12 protein-coding genes and 1 tRNA gene are annotated in these 17,594 nt (G+C 71.3%); 9 read left to right on the top strand and 4 right to left on the bottom strand.

Annotation, left to right across the window (positions count from 1 at the left end):
* Nucleotides 1-7 precede the first annotated feature (7 nt).
* From WMF34_RS19540 to WMF34_RS19515, 6 genes are all read left to right on the top strand, one after another.
* The gene (locus WMF34_RS19540) at nucleotides 8-1,279 is read left to right on the top strand and encodes a serine/threonine-protein kinase (RefSeq protein WP_012236411.1); all 1,272 of its coding nucleotides are present in this window, start codon (nucleotides 8-10) and stop codon (nucleotides 1,277-1,279) included.
* A 162-nt stretch (nucleotides 1,280-1,441) separates the two neighbouring features.
* Complete coding sequence (locus tag WMF34_RS19535; protein WP_012236410.1) at nucleotides 1,442-1,963, top strand: hypothetical protein; 522 nt, start codon at nucleotides 1,442-1,444, stop codon at nucleotides 1,961-1,963.
* A 24-nt stretch (nucleotides 1,964-1,987) separates the two neighbouring features.
* Complete coding sequence (locus tag WMF34_RS19530; RefSeq protein WP_012236409.1) at nucleotides 1,988-4,390, top strand: PrkA family serine protein kinase; 2,403 nt, start codon at nucleotides 1,988-1,990, stop codon at nucleotides 4,388-4,390.
* An 8-nt stretch (nucleotides 4,391-4,398) separates the two neighbouring features.
* On the top strand, nucleotides 4,399-5,193 hold the full coding sequence (locus WMF34_RS19525) for a TatD family hydrolase (protein WP_012236408.1): 795 nt from the start codon (nucleotides 4,399-4,401) through the stop codon (nucleotides 5,191-5,193).
* Between the two features lie 67 nt (nucleotides 5,194-5,260).
* Nucleotides 5,261-6,649 (top strand): TonB family protein, encoded by a 1,389-nt coding sequence (locus tag WMF34_RS19520; RefSeq protein ID WP_437994166.1) that lies wholly within the window; start codon nucleotides 5,261-5,263, stop codon nucleotides 6,647-6,649.
* A 149-nt stretch (nucleotides 6,650-6,798) separates the two neighbouring features.
* Nucleotides 6,799-6,875, top strand: a tRNA-Met gene (locus tag WMF34_RS19515).
* Nucleotides 6,876-6,934: 59 nt separating this feature from the next.
* Here the strand turns inward: WMF34_RS19515 and WMF34_RS19510 are convergent.
* Nucleotides 6,935-8,494 carry a L,D-transpeptidase gene (locus tag WMF34_RS19510; RefSeq protein WP_437994165.1) on the bottom strand — a complete coding sequence of 520 codons (1,560 nt, stop codon included), beginning with the start codon at nucleotides 8,492-8,494 and terminating at the stop codon, nucleotides 6,935-6,937.
* 327 nt (nucleotides 8,495-8,821) lie between these two features.
* Between WMF34_RS19510 and WMF34_RS19505 the strand changes: the two genes are divergently transcribed.
* Nucleotides 8,822-9,418 (top strand): protein-tyrosine phosphatase family protein, encoded by a 597-nt coding sequence (locus tag WMF34_RS19505; RefSeq protein ID WP_437994164.1) that lies wholly within the window; start codon nucleotides 8,822-8,824, stop codon nucleotides 9,416-9,418.
* Here WMF34_RS19505 and murJ read toward each other — a convergent pair.
* The gene (murJ, locus tag WMF34_RS19500; RefSeq protein WP_437994163.1) at nucleotides 9,387-11,042 is read right to left on the bottom strand and encodes a murein biosynthesis integral membrane protein MurJ; all 1,656 of its coding nucleotides are present in this window, start codon (nucleotides 11,040-11,042) and stop codon (nucleotides 9,387-9,389) included. The two genes, WMF34_RS19505 and murJ, sit on opposite strands and share 32 nt — an antisense overlap.
* A gap of 60 nt (nucleotides 11,043-11,102) precedes the next feature.
* Complete coding sequence (locus tag WMF34_RS19495) at nucleotides 11,103-12,635, bottom strand: alkaline phosphatase family protein (RefSeq protein WP_437994162.1); 1,533 nt, start codon at nucleotides 12,633-12,635, stop codon at nucleotides 11,103-11,105.
* Nucleotides 12,636-13,096: 461 nt separating this feature from the next.
* Between WMF34_RS19495 and WMF34_RS19490 the strand changes: the two genes are divergently transcribed.
* On the top strand, nucleotides 13,097-14,023 hold the full coding sequence (locus WMF34_RS19490; RefSeq protein WP_437994161.1) for a hypothetical protein: 927 nt from the start codon (nucleotides 13,097-13,099) through the stop codon (nucleotides 14,021-14,023).
* A 346-nt stretch (nucleotides 14,024-14,369) separates the two neighbouring features.
* Nucleotides 14,370-16,070: a sigma-54-dependent Fis family transcriptional regulator gene (locus WMF34_RS19485; RefSeq protein WP_012236401.1), complete on the top strand. Its 1,701-nt coding sequence runs from the start codon at nucleotides 14,370-14,372 to the stop codon at nucleotides 16,068-16,070.
* A gap of 9 nt (nucleotides 16,071-16,079) precedes the next feature.
* Here WMF34_RS19485 and WMF34_RS19480 read toward each other — a convergent pair whose 3' ends face one another.
* Nucleotides 16,080-17,594: a phytoene desaturase family protein gene (locus tag WMF34_RS19480; RefSeq protein ID WP_437994160.1), complete on the bottom strand. Its 1,515-nt coding sequence runs from the start codon at nucleotides 17,592-17,594 to the stop codon at nucleotides 16,080-16,082.

The following is a 17,594-nucleotide window of genomic DNA, read 5'->3' as shown; positions in this document are numbered from 1 at the left end:
GTGCGGCTTGAAGACGTGCTCCGCCTGTTTCAGGCTCTTCTCGCACGACAGCGGCTTCTGTCCGGTCGACGGGCAGCGCCTCATCCCGGTCGCTGAGGTAGCGCCGCCGGTCCACCCGGAGGACAGGCGCGTCGGCGCGACCCTGTGCGGCGGGCGCTACCAGATCTGGCGGATCGTCGCCGACGGGGGCATGGGGCGCGTCTACCAGGCGCTCGATCTTCGGACCGGCCGCAGCGTCGCCCTGAAGATCCTCCACCCCGAGGTCGCGCTCGACGAGGTGAGCGTCGAGCGCTTTCACCGCGAGTTCGAGGTCAGCGCGTCGCTGCCCCACGAGCAGATCGTCGACGTGCTCGCCTTCGAGAAGACCGAGGATCACAGCTTCGCGCTGGTCATGGAGTACCTCGAGGGCGAGGAGCTGCGGACGGTCCTCAAGCGCGACAAGGTGCTGCCCCCCGAGCGCCTGGTTCGGATGCTGTCGCAGATCGCGCTCGGCCTCGAGGAGGCGCACAAGCGCAAGGTCGTGCACCGCGATCTCAAGCCGGACAATATCTTCCTGGTCGGCACGCACGACGGCGACATGGTGAAGATCCTCGATTTCGGCAGCGTGCGCGACAACAGCGAGGGCGCGAAGAAGCTGACCGTCGTCGGCACGACGATCGGGTCGCCCTTCTACATGTCCCCTGAGCAGGCGCAGGGGCTGCTCGCGCTCGACCATCGCGCCGACGTCTGGTCGGTCGCGGCGATCGTGTTCGAGTGCGTCACGGGGCAGGTCCCGTTCCACGCGCCGACCGGTCCGATGATCCTCGTGGCCATCATGGGCAACAATCCGCTGCCTCCGAGCGTGGCGGGCAAGGCGTACGGGGCGCCGGCCTCGCTCGATCCGGTGATGGAGGAGGCCTTCATGAAGAGCCCGGAGGCGCGCCTGCCCTCCGTCGGCCTGCTCGCCGATCGCGTGGGCCAGGCGTACGGCCTCGCGGGGTCGCACCGCGACTGGGCGTACCTACCGCAGAAGGAGCTCGCGGCCCGGATCCGCGCCGCGCCGCCGTCGGTCCTGGCCCGCCAGCCGCATGCCTCGGCGAGCGTGGGCGCGGTCCCCGCCGGTGCTAGCGGCGGGTCGAGCGCCGCCGCGGTCATCGCGCGCTCGCCGGACGCTTCCGAGGCGTTCGCCGAGGACATCGTGATGGGCGTGCCACAGCGCTTGCCGCGGTGGGTGATCCCCGCGGTGGCCGGCGCGGCAGTGCTGCTCTGTGCGCTCGTCGCGCTGCTGATTTCGCGCTGACGGCGGCGCCGTGCCGTGCGCTCGTGCGACGTTGCGCCTTACGCGCCGCGGCGGCGGCGCAAGACGCAAGGCGCACGCGCGCTCCGGTTCAGTGCGCCATCGTCCTGGGCGCCGGGGCCCCGCGTTCGCGCTGGCGCCGCCGCTGTGTTATTTGTGTTGACCATGAGCACTCATCCTTCAACTCGGACCGGCAAGCCCCTCTCCGCCGCGATGTGCCTGATCGCGCTCTCCGGGCTCCCCCTCCTCGGCTGTAGCCAGAGCGAAGCGGCGACCTCTCGCGGCGCCACCGAGGCAGCACCTGCGGCCCCACCCCAGGGCGGAAAATCGAAGGTCGAGGATGCGGTCTACACCCTCGAAATGAAGCCGACAGGGACGTACAAGGCCGGCCAGGAGGGGCTCGTGGAGGTGTCGCTCCTGTCCAAGGGCGACTACCACATCAACGACAAATACCCCATCAAGTTCAAGGTCACCGAGGCGGCCGCCGAGGGCGTTTCGTACCCGAAGCCCTTGCTCAAGCGCGAGGACGGCGCGTTCGAGGAGACCAAGGGCGTCCTCAAGGTCCCGTTCGTGGCGGCCAAGAAGGGCAAGACCAAGGTGGCGGGCGTGCTCTCCTTCAGCATCTGCAGCGCCGCGAATTGTTTGATGCAGAAGCAGGAGCTCGAGGCGGTCGTCGACGTGCAGTAGGCGGAACGGTAAACTCAGCCGCACGTGAACAACGACACCTCCGGTTACCGGGGGGGCCAGCCCAGCGAGGTCGGCCCCAGCCAGACGGTCCAAGGCAGTGCGGCTGAGCGGGCTCGAAAGGCCCTCTCCGAGCTCGACGCCATCGCCTCCTCGATGGCCAGGCGCTTCAACGAAGAGCAGCGGGTCCTCTCGTTCCAGCAGTACCTGGAGCTCTTCGCTTCCAATCCGGTCCGCTTCGGACGCGACGCGGCTCGCTACGTCCGCGACATGTTCGACCATTTCGGCACGCGGACGGTCAAGAAGCCCTGGGGGGAGCTGACCCGGTTCCAGCTCTTCGATCTGCCGTGGGAGCTCCCCGCAACCGAGCCCGCGCAGCAGGGCGCGCCGGCCGCGGCCTCCTACCACGGGCGGGACTTCGCGCTGATCGGCCACGAAGAGCTCCAGGCCGAGGTCTACCGGGTGCTCTGCAACTTCGTGCGCGAGGGCAGGGCCAACAGGCTCGTCCTGATGCACGGGCCGAACGGCTCGGCGAAGAGCACGCTCGCCGCCTGCATCCTGCGCGCCCTGGAGCACTACTCGACCCTCGATGAGGGGGCCGTCTACCGCTTCCACTGGGTGTTCCCGAGCCGCAAGACGATGCGCGGCTCGATCGGCTTCGGCGGCGACGTGAAGGCGAGCGCCGCGGACGGCACGAGCTACGCCCACCTCGAGGACGATCAGATCGACGCCCGGCTCGTGATCGAGCTCAGGGATCACCCGCTGTTCCTGCTCCCGGTGCGAGAGCGGCGGGCGCTCATCCTGAGGCTCTACGAGGACGCCGGCGCGACGGAGCCGCCGCCCGAGTGGCTGATGAGCGGCAAGCTGTCGCACAAGAACCAGCAGGTCTTCGAGGCGCTCCTCGTGGCGAGCGGCGGCTCGCTCGTCGAGACGTTGCGGCACGTCCAGGTCGAGCGGTACTTCATCTCCCGCCGCTACCGCGTCGGCGCCGTCACGATCGGCCCGGAGCTCTCGGTCGACGCCGGCGAGCGGCAGATCACGGCAGATCGCTCGCTCGCCTCGCTCCCGACCTCGCTCCAGGCGACGACGCTCTTCGAGGCGCACGGTGAGCTGATCGAGGCCGCCGGGGGCGTGCTCGAGTTCAGCGATCTCCTCAAGCGGCCGCTCGACGCTTTCCGGTACCTCCAGCTCACGCTGGAGACGGGGGAGGTCAGCCTGCCGCAGCAGACGGTGCAGACGAACGTCGTGATGATCGGCAGCGCCAACGACGTGCACCTCAACGCCTTCCGGGAGCACCCGGAGTTCCCGAGCTTCCGCGGGCGCTTCGAGCTCCTGCGCGCGCCCTACCTCCGGAGCTACCCCGACGAGCAGGCGATCTACGACACGCAGATCGTCCCGTTCGTGACCCGCCACGTCGCCCCGCACGCGACGCGCGTCGCCGCGCAGTTCGCCGTGCTCACCCGCATGCGGCAGCCGGAGGCGAAGCGGTACCCCGACGCGCTCGCGCCGCTCGTCTCGAGCCTCACCGCCGTCGAGAAGATGGAGCTGTTCGCGACGGGCACGGCGCCGGAGCGGTTCGACGCCGAGGCGCAGAAGGTCCTGCGCGCGGGCATCGAGGCGATCTACCACGAGAGCGACGCGTCCGTGGACTTCGAGGGGCGCCTCGGCGTCTCGCCGCGCGAGGTGCGGACGCTCCTGCTCGACGCGGCGCAGAGCGAGGACCACGCGTGCCTCTCCCCGTTCGCGGTGCTCTCGGAGCTCGACGCGCTCTGCAAGCGGCAGGCGGAGTACGACTGGCTCAAGGAGAAGCAGCTCGCGGGCGGCTACCACGATCACCGGCTCTTCCGCGAGGTCGTGCGCACGCGCCTGCTCGACACGACCGAGGAGGAGATGCGGACGGCCAGCGGCCTCGTCGACGAGACGCGCTACGCCGAGCTGTTCGATCGGTACGTCTCCCACGTCGGCGTCTGGGTGAAGGGGGAGAAGATCAGGAACCCGCACACCGGCGACTTCGAGAACCCTGACGAGCGCATGATGCGCGAGGTGGAGGCGCTCCTCGGGGTCCGCACGAAGCACGACGATCACCGGCGCGGCCTGATCTCGGCCATCGCGGCGTGGGCCATCGACCACCCAGGGCAGAAGATCGTCAACGCGGTCGTGTTCCCGCAGCAGATCCGCAAGCTGCGGGAGGCGGTGTTCACGGAGCGGCGCAAGGGCGTGGCGCTCCTGGTTCGCGATCTCGTCGCGCTCCTGCGCGACGCGCAGAGCGACGGCAAGTCCGAGAAGGGCTGGGGCGAGCTGCGCGAGGAGGAGCGCAGGAACGCGACGCGCGCGCTCGAGCGGCTGCGCGGGATGGGCTACTGCGACCGCTGCGCGCTCGACGCCGCGAGCGCGCTGCTCCGCGCGCGCTTCGCCGAGCTCGTCACCTGAAGCGAAGCATGATCATCGACTCGCATTGCCACGTCGATCCGCGTCATTTCCGCGAGGGAGCGGACGCCGTCCTGGACCGCGCGCGGGCCGCCGGCGTGGACGCGTTCGTGGTCGTCGGCGTCGACGCGGATCTCTCCGCGGCGCGCTTCGCCGCGGCGCTCGCGGCGCGGCGCGCCGACGTGCACGCCGCGGTCGGCGTCCATCCGCACGATGCCTCCGCCTTGGACGACCGGATGCTCGCGGAGCTCGAGGTCCTCGCGCGCCTGCCCGAGGTCGTGGCCGTCGGCGAGATCGGCCTCGACTACCACTACATGCACTCGCCGAAGGACACACAGCAGCGCGTCTTCGCCGACCTCGTCGCCCTCGCTCGGAGGGTGGAGAAGCCCATCGTCATCCACACGCGCGAGGCGCCAGAAGACACGCTCGCGATCCTGGAGCGCGCCCAGGCGAGCGACGTCGGCGGCATCATCCATTGCTTCTCCGAGGATCGCGCGTTCGCCGAGCGGGCGCTCGCGCTCGATTTCGACCTCTCGTTCTCGGGCATCGTGACCTTCAAGACCGCGCGCGCGATCCAGGAGGTCGCCGCCTGGGCTCCGGGGGATCGGATTCTGGTCGAGACGGACAGCCCTTACCTCGCGCCGGTGCCGTTCCGGGGGAAACGGTGCGAGCCAGGGCACGTGCTGCACACGGCGCGCTTCGTCGCGGAGCTCCGGGGCGAGCCCTTCGAGGCGCTGGCCGCGCGCACGGCGGAGAACACCCGCAGGCGGCTGCGGCTTCCGCAGGACGGCGCGCTCACCGGCTGAGACGAGCGCGCGCGGTCCGCGCCTGCGGGCTCGCCCCAGGCACGTTTCGAGGCATAGTGACAGCACGATGGCGCAGAGGTCTCGCGACGGCCGCCGGATCGCATCCGCGTGGGCGCTCTCCGTCGCAGCCCACGCAGGGCTGGTGGGCGCAGGCGCGCTGGTCGTCGCAGGCTCGTTCTCGGGGCGGGAGGTAGCGCGCGCGCGGACGGTCGGGTCGCCTGCCGCGATGAGCGCGCCGATCGAGATCGATCTGCCCGTCGTCACGGACGGCACGCTCGACCGCGCTGCGGCGACCGCGTCCGAGCTGGCCGTCCGCCTTTCGCGCGGCGGAGGGGAAGACGCGCCCCGGCCGGACACGGGGACGAGCGGGCGTGGCGGTACCGACGCGGCGGAGCTGCCTGCGTTGAACCTCGCCGACAGGGACGACGCGACCTTTCTGTCTCCAGAGATCCGTTCGCGCCTCGACAGGAGCCAGATCCAGCGCATCCGCTCGTCGTCCCAGCGCGCTTCGCGCGAGGACTGGCGCGCCAGCCGGGAGCCCATGGAGCTCACGTTCCTCGCGGCGGGGCGGGTCGGCCGTCGGGCCGAGCGACGCGCGTCGGCCGAGCGCGATCCGTCGCTCGGGGCGCACGATGAAGGCGCGCCCCAGCGTCGCGGCGGCGTGCTCGGCGCTGCGGCCCAGCCTGCGGGCATCGACGGCGCGACCGACGTGTCCGCTGCGCGCGACGCGTCGCTTTCCCTGGGGGTGAGTCCGCGCGCCACCGGCGGTGCCGTCGAGGGAGGCGAGCGCGCGTCCGCGGGGCTGGGCGTTCGCGACGGGCGGCCCGGCGAGGATCACCGGGAGAGCGCGGCGGTTCCGCTGGCGCGGCCGATGGTCGCGGTGGGCACGCCGTCCGTCCCCGCCGACGCCGTGGGGCACCCGAACGACACGGTGGACAGCGAGCAGGAGGTGGCGACGGCGATCCAGTCGCTCGTTCACGCCAGCTCGGCCGGAGGGGCGCGTGGGTTCGGGCCAGGCGGACAGGCAGGACCGGGCGCGACCGGCGCGGGTGGCGTGGCGGGCCGCGGTGCGCGTTCCAGCGCGCTCGGTTCAGGGCGCGGCCGGCTGCTCGACAACGATCCGCTCGATCGCAGGCGCAGCCACTACATGCGGCAGGTCATGGCCAAGCTGCACCCGCTGTGGGCCGACGCGTTTCCCAAGTGGGCCGCAGGCGAGGGGCTTCAGGGGACCGTGATCGTGACCTTCGTGATCCGCGCGGATGGGACCGTGGGGAGCGCGTCGGTGACGCGGCCGAGCGGCATCCCCGAGTTCGATGAGAACTGCCGGCGCGCGGTGCTGCGCGGTTCGCCGTACCCCCCGGTGCCGCCCGAGCTCGGCGAGAGCTTCCGGTGGTCGATGCCGTTCGAGGCGAGGAACCCCGCGGTCCTGCCGAAGCACCGAGAGCGCGAACGGTGATCCAGAGCAATCTTCGGGGATGACCGTGATGACCGGGATGAATGTGATGAACGAGAAGTCGGGGACGACCGCGACGAACACGCGTCGTAACGCGCACGACCTCGCTTGACAGAGCGGAGACGGGGCGGTACTAGTCCGCCCTCACTTTTGCCGAAGTAGCTCAGCTGGCTAGAGCAGGCGTTTCATACGCGCCGGGTCGGGGGTTCGATTCCCTCCTTCGGCACCAGCAATGGTGACAGTCGGCCGCTGGCCTCCCTCGGAGGGCCAGCGGTGGTTGCGTGAACATCAAGGCCGCACGTGGACGAGGGTTCCTTCCTCGTCGTTGCTGTACACAGCGTGCCAGCCTTCGGGGAGCTCCGGCTCGGCCCACAGGAAGATGCGCCGCGCATCGATGGGCGTCAGCGCGATGTCGTGGAAGCCTTGCGCTTCGCCGACCCCGGCGCCCCAGTACATGCCGGTGATCGCCTGGCCCGGCGCGAGGGCCATCACCCACGGGGCGTCGGTGACGTCGAAGCTGTCGGCGACCTCGCGCGGATCGACGTTGCGCGTGACGTGCTTGCTCCGCACGCGGAAGGTGCCGCGCGCAGTGGACGCGGTCGATTCAGGGTCGCGCAGCTGGTCGCGTCCGGACGAGATCAGCGTGGCGTAGATGGGCTTCTGCCCCTCGTAGGCCGTCAGGGTCTGGTTCACCAGGCTGACGTCGAGCCAGCGCTGCGCGCCTTTGGCGAAGTCGGGGAGCTTGGTGCGACGGACGACGACGACAAGGTCCTGCGCGCGCAGCCAGAAGCCGTCGCGCGCCTCCTCGAAGCGGACGCCGTCCACCGTCCTGAACCTGCCCGTGAGCGGCACGCCCGTGCGGCGCTCGAGCTCCTCGTCGTTCGCGGTCGCCTTGCCGCGGCCGAGCGACCACGTGTGGACGTCGTGGCGGTGGACGAACGCCACAGGCAGCCCGTGCTTCTCGACATCGAGGCCGTGCCACGGTGATCCGAGCGCGGCCTGGAGCCGGTCGGTCGGGACGAGCCGTCCTTCCGGCGTCACGCCGAACCTGCGTCCGTCGGTCGCTCCCGCCGTGAACGTGCGGGTGATCGCGACCCCGCTGCCTTTGCGCAGCGCCACCGTCTTCAGCGCGGCGCGCAGATCGACGCGGGCGCCGTCCTTTCCGCCGATGTCGATGCCGAGCGCGGCGACGGGCGGGAGCGGCGCGATCGCATCGGCGATCGGGAAGAGGAAGTATCCGGCCTCGGTCCTGCGCCCGTCTTCGCCGATGCCGTCGCCTCGCGGCAGCAGCACCGGGGGCCCGGAGGAGACGCCGCGCGCGTCCAGCGGGACGTCGTTGGCCGACGCGCCGAGCTGCGCGTCGCTGCGCTGCACGCGCTCGAGATGGCGATCGAGATCCGGCTCGGCGCGCTGCAGCTCCTCGCGGCTGGGCACCCCGAAATACGCCGGGGCGCCCTGGGTTCGCGCGCGGCCGTAGCGATAGGGGAGTGGACGCGACGTGTCGGGCAGAGCCGGCAGGAGCGCGAGCACGTCGGTGTTCAGCGTCGCGCCGTCGCCCGCGCAGACGAACCCGCGGGGGCGGATCGCATACCAACCGCCGCTGCACCCCGCGCGTCCGTACGGCTCCGAGGACCTCACGACGGAGGCGCCAGGATAGAGCTCGCCGAGCTTGCGTGCGCCCGCCTGCGGACGCGCGAGCACGGGCGTCCCTGCGCGAAGCGCGACCAGCTTGGGCCCGTCCGCTGGCAGCGCGGCGACCTCGAGCGCATCGTCGCTCGACCCCTCCTTCGACAGCTCCACCACCGCGCCTGCCGGCTTGCATCCGCACACGGCCAGCGCGACGAGCAAGCTGGCGAGCCGCCCATCGGCGGGTCGCGAGCGGGGGCCGCCGTCGGAGCGCCGTGGCGCGCTGGGCAGCGGCGTCCGGAGGCGCGGAGGCGAGACCGAGCGGGAGGGATCCGTCGGCAAGGAAGCGAGCGGCATCTGCCGACGCATGCCCGGTTCGCGCGCGCTGGGCCAAGTTCCGTGGCGCCGCCTGCGCATCGTCGGTGCGCTCGGCGCGCGTGTGTCGTTGGCGCGCGTGCGCGTCATCGGCTCGCGTCATTGGCTCGCGTCATCGGGCCGCGTGCCGCCCGGCCGCTGGCGCGACGCGAGCGTCGACGCCATGAGGTGCGCGTGCGCCTTCGCCCTGCGCTGATGTTCCTCCTGCTCGCGCCGTATGCCCTCGTTTTCTATGCATTCCTGGCGTTGCGCCGCGCCTCCGCGTCGCTCCGGCCGCGGCACCCGTGGCGCACGTGGGTGAGCCCGAACCTCCTGATCGGGGGGTTCCTTCTTCCAGGCGACGTGGTCGAGCTTCGTCGCCTCGGCGTCCGCGCCGTGATCAACGTGTCGCGCGAGCTGTACGATCCGGTGCTCGCGCTGCGCGCGGCGGGGGTCGAGTACCTGCGCATCCCCTGCTGGGACATGTGCGCTCCCACGCTCGAGGAGGCCGCGCGCGGCGTGGCGTTCCTCGAGCGGCATATCGTCGCTGGCCACCGTGTCCACGTCCATTGCGCGAGCGGCGTGGGCAGGTGCGTCACGCTCGCGCTCTGCTACCTCGCCACCCGCGGCGGCATCGAGGTGGGCGAGGCGCTCGCCCTGATCGAGCGACGGCGCCCGCGCGTCGCGCTGCGCCCCGTGCAGCGCGCGTTCGTCGAGCGCTACGTCGCGTGGCACCGTGCGCGCGCGGCGCCGCCCGTGATCACCTCCGGCGGAGGAGGGACTTCAGGCTGAAGAGCCCGAGCGCCGGCGCCGCGACGGCGAAGGCGCCGCCGCACGCAGCGAGGATGAGCGCGGCACCCCACGGCGCCGCGGCCACCGCCTCGGGCAGCGCCGCCTTCAACGCGGCGCCGCAGCCGACCGATATCGCCGCGAGCAAGGCCACGCGGCCGATCCGGATCTGATCCAGCCCGAGCCCGCCGATCTCGCGCCGGACGCGGCGCCCGAGGGCGATCGCCTCGACCCATCCCGCGATGACGGCGCCGAGCACCACGCCGAGCACGTCGAGCCACTGCATCAGGAGGAGCGCGACGGCGGTGCTGACGACCACGCGATAGAGCGCGTACCGGGCCGGGGTCCTCGTGTCCCCCAGCGCGAACGACGCGGTGATCAGCACGCGCCCGGCGGCGTTCCCGAGCAGCGCGAGCCCGTAGGCGCACACGAGCGGCTCGACCCGCGCCGTCGACGCCCTGTCGAACGTCCCGGTCTGCAGCAGCAGCGTGATGAGCTCCCGCCCGAGCACCATGAACACGGCCGCGGCCGGCACGGTCAGCACCGTGATCCGCGCGAGCGACGCTCCGAGTCGGCGCGACAGCGCCTCGTTGCGCCGCGCGACGTCGGCTTCGGCCGTGTCGCGCGCCATCTCGGGCAGCGCGACCGCGGCCTCGCCGACGCCGAGGACGCTCATCGGCAGGAGGTAGACCGTCTGCGCGTAGCTGAAGGCCGCGTTCGCGCCGGCGCCGAGGAAGCTCACGAGGAGCGTGTCGACGAGCCCGGACACCTGGATGATCCCGCGGCCGAGCAGCGCGGCGGGCAGCTTGCTGCCGGCCTCTCGGACGCTCGGATCACTCGCGTCGAGGCGCGGCCTGAGCCCGCCGAGCAGCGAGCGCGCCGAGGGGAGCAACAGCGAGAGCTGCAGCGCCGCGCCCGCGAGCGCGCTCCACGCGAGCGCCTCGGCGAGCGGCTCCCCGCGCATGCCGAGCCACGCGCCGCACGCCAGCAGCCCCGCGATCTGGGCGGCGCTCCACGCGACGGGCGCGGCGTACGGGAGGAAGAACCGCCGGTGCGCGTTGAGCACGCCGAGCCCCCACGCGGACAGCACGAGCAGGCCGGTCATCGGGAAGATGATCCGGACGATCCGGGTCGTGCTGGCGAGCTTGTCGTCGTCGAAGCCCGCCGCGACCAGGAAGGACAGCCACGGCGCCGCGAGCACGCCGGCGAGCGACGCGGCCGCGGCGGCGACGAGCAGGATCCCGAGGGCAGAGAGCGCGAAGTGCGCCGCGCGTCGCGCGTCGCCGGCCGCGCGGAGGCGCGCGTAGACGGGGATGAAGGTCGCGGAGAGCGTCCCCTCGCCAAGCAGGTTCTGGGTGATGTTCCCCGCGCGGAACGCCGCGGCGAGCACGTCGGCGAGCTCGGATGTCCCGAAGAAGTGCGCCGTCACCCGCTGGCGGAGCAGCCCGACGAGCCGCGAGAGGATGATCCCAGCGGTGACCATCGCCGACGAGCGCGCCGCGCTGGTCGCCTTCTCCTGCCCGGCCGCCGGCGGGCCTGCGCTGGTCGCCGGGGGCGCGCCCGGGGCCGCGCTCGCCGGCGTGGTCCCTGCCTGGATGGCGGCGGGCGGATTGAGATCGGGCGGCACGGCGGCGCTTCTATCAGACCTCCCGCCCCCGGGCGACCTCGGCGCCGGCTGGCCGGCGCGTCAGTCCCTGAGCCTCGCCGTGCCGAGCCGCTCCGCGTGCGCCAGCACCCGCCGGGCGATGGCCGGACCCTCGCCCCGGCGATCGAGGTGCCGCGGGATGAGCCCGCGCTCCGCGGCCTCCCACAGCTCTGGCTGAGAGATCCCGGACTCGGTGCGCGAGCGCAGCCGCGACAGGGAGATGTCCATCTCGGGCAGCAGGATCGGCTCCTGAGGAGCGCGGAGGAGCGCCGGATCGATGCAGCACGAGAGATCGTTCGCGCCGGCGGAGCGCGCGTTCAGCGAGGGGAGATCGAAGCGCGCTTCCAGCGTGCGGATCACCGACGCGTGGTCGAGCACGGTGCTCACCGCGCAGCCCCTCCGGACGAACGGGCCCGCCACGATCGACGGCACCCGGAACCCGAGCTGGGTGAACAAGGGATCGTCGTCCGTCGTCGACGGCGGCGCGACGTGGTCGAAGAAGCCCCCGTGCTCGTCATAGGTGATCACGAGGAGGCACTGGCCCCACTGGGGGCTCTTCGCCAGCGCGTTGTAGATGCTGGCGATGAGCACCTGCCCGAGCTGCACGTCGTGGTCCGGGTGATCGTCGTTCGCGGTGGCGCCGAAGAACTGGGGATCGATGACGGAGAACGAGGGGAGGAGCCCCGCGGCCGCGTCCTCGAAGAAGCGCTCGATCCCGGAGACGCCCTTGAATTTGAAGTACGCACCCGAGCACCACGGGACGTCGTGGAAGTAGTTCCTGCTCGAGATCCCTGCGTCGTTCAGCAGCTCGAACACGCTCGTGAAGCCGGTGACCGGCACGTTCCTCGAGACGCCCCTCGACGTGGCGCCGTGCAGGTAGAGCCGGTTCGGCCAGGTCGGGCCGAGCACCGAGGCGAACCAGCGCTCGCAGATCGCCGACGCGTCTGCGAGCGCGTAGAGCACCGGCAGATGCTCCCGCACGTGATAGCCCATGACGTCGCGCTGGTGCGGCCCTGCGTGCGCGATGACGAACCCGTCGTTCATCCCTTGATTCCACTGCGTGTGGGCGGCGTCCCAGCTGTGCGGCGGGTCGGCGGGCGTGAAGTTGTCGAGCTGGAAGGGCGAGATCCGCGTCCCATCGAGCGCTCGGTTCGACTCTCCGCCTGTCAGGCCGTCGATCTGCCGGCCCTCTTTGAGCAGCAGCGAGCCGAGATAGTGGTCGAAGGAGCGGTTCTCCATGCAGAGAACGACGATGGTGTTGATGGGCGCCAGCAGCTCCGCCGGGCTCAGACCTCCCGTCTCCGCGCAGCGATCCGGAGCGCCGCCGGCCTCGCCACCTTCCGGCCGTCCTGAGCCGACCGCTCCTTCTGAGCCGACCGCTCCTTCTGAGCCACCCGCACCGCCGGCTCCGCCGCTCTCGTCGGCGCTGCCCGCGCTTGGCGGGGCGTTGCCGAGCAACATCGCGCCCTCTGGGGTGCTGCATCCGAAGGCCGAGGCGCCGAGCGCAGCGCCGAGCCCGGTCAGCACATGGCGCCGGGTCAGAGGATCACGGGTCGAACCATTCCGTTTGTTCATCACGCACAGGATTCCCACGAACGCGGGTCCGAGGAAGGAGTTTTGGTTTCCTCCAGGAGGCGACGAGTCGTCCGCTGCGTGATCGATGAAGCGGGTGTAGCGGACGTAACTGAAGCTGGTGTAACCGCTGTAATGGACATACCTGGTGTGATGGACGCAACAAGCACAACGGATGTGACAGACATGACGGATGTGACGGATGTGGCCGACGTGAACGTAAAAACGTAAAGGGATCAGTCGATGAAGTTGAAGTAGCGGGAGCAGCCGACGTAACCGGCGTAACCGGCGTACCGGAGAAATCCATTCTTTTCGCGAGGTCGGCGGGGTGGTATGGGTAGAAAACGCGGGGGTCTACGTCTGCAAACTGCCACCTTCCGATGAGCGCCAATCCACTTCCACCTACTCCCGGCCGGCAAGCTACCGTCGCGAACGGCCGGCCGCTGCGGTTGTGCATCGTGGACATGAACAATGGCCACGTGAACCAGGCGATGCGCTGTCTACGCGGGCTCGCCGCGGGGTTCTTCGAACGCGTTCAGGCGCGCAATCCGGGCCTATCCTGCGAGGTCGTCGAGGTGTCTCCCAGAGACACCAACGCACCCATCCCTACGGACTGCGATCTGTACCTCGCGTCAGGGGGGCCCGGCTCTCCCTTTGATGGGGAGGGCGAGCCCTGGACGCGGGATTTTGCGCGCTTCGTGGACGGCGTCGTCGAGTCGGCGATCCAGGGGGGCGCGCACCGGCGTGCGCTCTTCGCGATCTGCTACTCGTTCGAGCTCGTCGTCCATCACTACAAGCTGGCCGACGTCGTGCCCCGCGCCGATCGCAAGTTCGGCGTCATGCCGATCTACACGACCCCCGTCGGCCAGCAACACCCGCTGCTGGCGCCGTTTGGGGACCGGCTCTTCGCGTTCGAGCACCGCAACTGGGAGGCGGTGAACCTCGACGAGCGCCAGCTGAGCTCCCTCGGCGGCCAGCTCCTCGCTCGTGAGAGCCGTGACGGCATCTCCAAGGGGCGGGCGATCCTCGGGTTGCAGGTCGCGCCCGGCGTCGAGGCGGTCCAGTTCCACCCAGAGGCGGATCGCGCCGGCGTCATGAGCTGGTTGGCGCGCCCTGAGCAGGCGGCTGCCTTCAAGGCGACCTATGGAGAAGTGACCTACCTTGCGATGCTGCGCACACTGGACGATCCTCGACGGCTTGCGCGCACCTATGCGCTCGTCATTCCGGGCTGGCTCGGGCGCTGCTTCAACGAGATCGCCGGTCCCCGCGGCTATGCGGAGCTCCCATCGCTCGAGGACCTCCCGTGCTCTCGCTTCAGCGCACACGGCAGCGTCGAGGAGCCATCCGCGCGATCGCTCGCCTCTGGCGAGCGCGTTGTGCGTCAGATCTGAGCGGAGCGCCGAGGTGGCCTGCAGAGGATGCGTCCGAGGGCTACACTGCAGAAACGAAAGAGAAAGAACTGGGATGTAGAGGCAGCACAGGCAAAGGCAGCGAGGCTGCAAGGGAGAGGAGGAAGCGGGGGAGGCAGGGGAAGCGGAGGTAGCGGAGGTAGCGGAGGAAGCAGGGGAAGCAGAGAAACCAAAGCTTACCGCTGCAGCGCCGACGAAGTGCTGCTCGCGCCTTGCGCGCCGGGCAACCTCTGGCTTATGGTCATAGGATAACGGGACGAGCGCGAGCAGGGCTCGCGGGCCAACATTTGGAGCCGGAGGCTCCTCGGGCACGCATGAGAGAGAACGCATGAATCACTCGCGTCCGGCCGCTCCGACGAGTCTGTCTTCGCCGGACGTCCGCGAGCCGGGCGCGTCCGAGGAAGGCCACGCTGGCGTCGACTTGCCCGTGGAGCCCAAGGTCGCACGGCCATCCATGCTGCACGACGACCTCGGAGCACAGGAGGTCCAGGTCGAGTCGCAGCTGGGCGTGACGGACCCGATCGCCATGTCGCAGGTCCGTGATGCGTTGACGCAGCTGAGCCGCGAGCGCGGGACGCAGCCGCACGTGCTGCTCATCATCTACCACCGGCAAGGCGCCGAGACGGTGCGGCTGCTCGAGGGGGTCGGCGTCGTCATCGGCCGCGATCCCAGCGCCGACGTCGCGATCCCCGAGCGCAGCCTGTCGCGACGCCACGCGCGCTTCACGTTCCAGCGCGGCGACGTGCTCATCCAGGATCTCGGCTCCACGAACGGCACCTTCCTGAGCGGGCAGCGCGTCGAGCACGGCGTCTTGAAGCCCGGCGACGAGGTGATGCTCGGGGAGATCACGGCGTCGCTGCGCGTGATCGCGAGCGCCGAGCTGCCGGTGCTGAACCTCGACGCGCTCGACGGGCGTCGTGGCGCCTCCGAGCGGAGAAAGATGCCGAGCATCGAGAACCTGGTGGGCGGACCCACGCCGGTGGGCGGGCTGCGCACGGTCGGCGATGAGGGGCTCGTGATGCGCAGCCCCGCGATGCGCCCGGTGCTCGAGACCGCGATGCGCCTCGCGCGCTCGTCCGCGCCCGTGCTGCTCCAGGGCGAGACGGGGACCGGCAAGGACGTGCTCGCGCGGCTGATCCACGAGGCTGGCCCCCGCCACAAGATGCAGATGATCCGCGTCGGATGCAGCGGCGTGCCCGCCCAGCTGCTCGAGAGCACGCTCTTCGGCCACGAGGCCGACGCCTTCCCCGGCGCGGTCCACGCGCAAGAGGGCGTCTTCGAGACGTGCGCGGGCGGCACCGTGGTGCTCGATGAGGTCGGCGACCTCCCGCCCTCCTGCCAGGCCGCGCTGCTGCACGTCCTCGACACCGGTCGCATGGTCCGCGTCGGCTCGACCAAGGAGATCGAGGTGGACGTGCGGATCGTCGCGACCACGTACCGCGATCTCGAGGCGATGTGCGAGGCGGGCACGTTCCGTTCGGATCTGCTCTACCGGCTCAACGCGGCGCCGCTGCGCATCCCGCCGCTCTGCGAGCGGCGGGAGGACATCGGACCGCTCGCGCAGCGCTTCCTCCGGCAGGCGAGCGAGGTGCACCGCAGGAACGTGCGCTCGCTCGATCCGGAGACGCTCGCGCTCCTGGAGCAGTACCCCTGGCCAGGCAACGTACGCGAGCTGCGCAGCGCCATCGAGCGCGCCGTCGTCATCGCGCGGGGGCATGTCATCACCCCGCTCGACCTGCCGGAGAGCATCCACTCCCTCTCGGCGCCCAAACGCTCCACGCCGCCGCCCGATCGGACTCCCGTCGAGCTCGCGGGGCCGCCCAGCTCCGCGCCGACGATCGGGCTCAAGGCGCAGATGGACCGTCTGGAGACGGAGATCATCCTCGATGCCCTCCGCGGCACCAACGGCAACCTGGCGATGGCCGCTCGGCGGCTCAGGATGCCGCTGCGCACGCTCCAGGAGAAGATCGCGAGCCACGGCCTGAAGCGCTCCGACTACCGGGACGGCCCGCCGTCGCGGTCGAAGTAGCGAAGCGCGCTAGCCTTCGTCCTGCAGCACCGCCAGGGCTGCATTGCGCCCGCACGCGCCGTGGACGCCGGCGCCGGGGTGCGCGTAGGACGAGCCCAGATACAGGCCGCGGAGCGGCGTGCGGTAGCGGAAATAGGGGAACACCGGCCGGAAGATGAGCTGGTGCCGGATGTCGGCCGAGCCTCCGCCGAGATCGCCGCCGATGAGGTTTGCATCCATCGCCTCGAGATCGTCCGGCGCCCAGATCGTCCGGGCGATGATCCTCTGCCGGAAGCCAGGGGCGAGCTCCTCGATCCGCGCCTCGATGCGATCGGCGAAGCGCTCGCGCGAGCCCGCCCAGCCGCCCTCGATGGAGGAGGGGACGCGGGAGTAGGCCCACAGGGTGTGGCGGCCGGCCGGCGCGCGCGTCGGATCGACCAGCGACTGCTGCCCGATCACGAGATAGGGGTGCTCGGGGAGCGCCCCGGCGCGCACCTGCCGCGTGAAGGCCGAGAGGTCGTCGAGGCTGTCGCCCGCGTGCACGACCGCCGCGCGCGTGGCGTCCTCGTGGGACCACGGCGTCGGACCGTCGAGCGCCCAGTCCATCTTGAAGGTGCCGAACCCCTGGCGGAACCGGCGCATGGCGCGCTGCACCCGCTCGGGAACCAGCTCTGAGGCGAGCAGGCGGAGGTAGAGCGTCGGCGCGGCGAGGTCGGCGACGATCGCACGGCGGGCGCGGAGCTCCTGGCCGTCCTCGAGCCGGACCGCGACCGCCCGTCCCTCCCGGGCGATGATCTGGTCGACGCGGGCGCCGCAGCGGAGGGCGCCCCCGCGCTCCTCGACGCGCCTGAGCAAGGCGCTCGTGATCGCGCCGGCGCCGCCCTCGGGCACCGCGAAGCCGCCGCTCGAGGCGAGCACGGTGAGCATGAAGCCGACGATCGCTCCGCAGGGATCGTCCGGGCCCACGTCGGTGTGGAGCGCGAGCCCGGGGACAACGCGCCGGGCCGCCTCTGTCCGGAAGGTGCGCGTCGCGAAGCCACGTCCGCTCGAGAGGGCCACCTGCGCGAGGCGGAGCAGGTTGAGGGGCCCGAGCCGGAGCAGCGGCCCGAGGGCGGGCGGCGTGGACAGGAGCGCGTTCAGCAGCCGCTCGCGGGTGGCCGCGTGCCAGCCGGCGATCCGGCGCCACGCGGGGCCATCTTCGCCGAGCGAGCGCGCCGTCGCCTCGACGTCCCGCGCGATCGAGGCGCACGTCCCGTCGGGCGCCGGGTGAGCGCTGTCGATCGGCGCGTGGCGCCACACGAGGCCGGCCCCCGGCAAATCGAGCGGCACCAGCGCGGGGCTCGTCTGCCCGAAGGGGAAGAACGCCGCGCCGAGATCGTGGCGGAACCCGGGGAGGGTCACCTCGCGCGTGCGGACCGCGCCGCCCGGCTCTCGCTCGGCTTCCAGCACGAGCACCGAGAAGCCCGCGCGGGCGAGGTACGCCGCCGCCGTGAGGCCGTTCGGTCCCGCGCCCACCACGATCGCATCAGGGTCTCCACTCTGCAT

The organism is Sorangium sp. So ce145, from assembly GCF_051525985.1.
GTDB lineage: Bacteria > Myxococcota_A > Polyangia > Polyangiales > Polyangiaceae > Sorangium > Sorangium cellulosum_B.
The sequence above is the reverse complement of the archived record's forward strand: the minus strand, read 5'-3'. Positions and strand labels throughout refer to the sequence as shown.

Bases quoted from the DNA above. Each gene is read 5' to 3' on its own strand.
- WMF34_RS19535 (WP_012236410.1), top strand. From the start codon at position 1,442: ATGAGCACTCATCCTTCAACTCGGACCGGCAAGCCCCTCTCCGCCGCG.
- WMF34_RS19525 (WP_012236408.1), top strand. From the start codon at position 4,399: ATGATCATCGACTCGCATTGCCACGTCGATCCGCGTCATTTCCGCGAG.
- WMF34_RS19520 (WP_437994166.1), top strand. From the start codon at position 5,261: ATGGCGCAGAGGTCTCGCGACGGCCGCCGGATCGCATCCGCGTGGGCG.
- WMF34_RS19495 (WP_437994162.1), bottom strand. From the start codon at position 12,635: ATGAACAAACGGAATGGTTCGACCCGTGATCCTCTGACCCGGCGCCAT.
- WMF34_RS19490 (WP_437994161.1), top strand. From the start codon at position 13,097: ATGAACAATGGCCACGTGAACCAGGCGATGCGCTGTCTACGCGGGCTC.
- WMF34_RS19485 (WP_012236401.1), top strand. From the start codon at position 14,370: ATGAATCACTCGCGTCCGGCCGCTCCGACGAGTCTGTCTTCGCCGGAC.
- WMF34_RS19480 (WP_437994160.1), bottom strand. From the start codon at position 17,594: ATGCAGAGTGGAGACCCTGATGCGATCGTGGTGGGCGCGGGACCGAAC.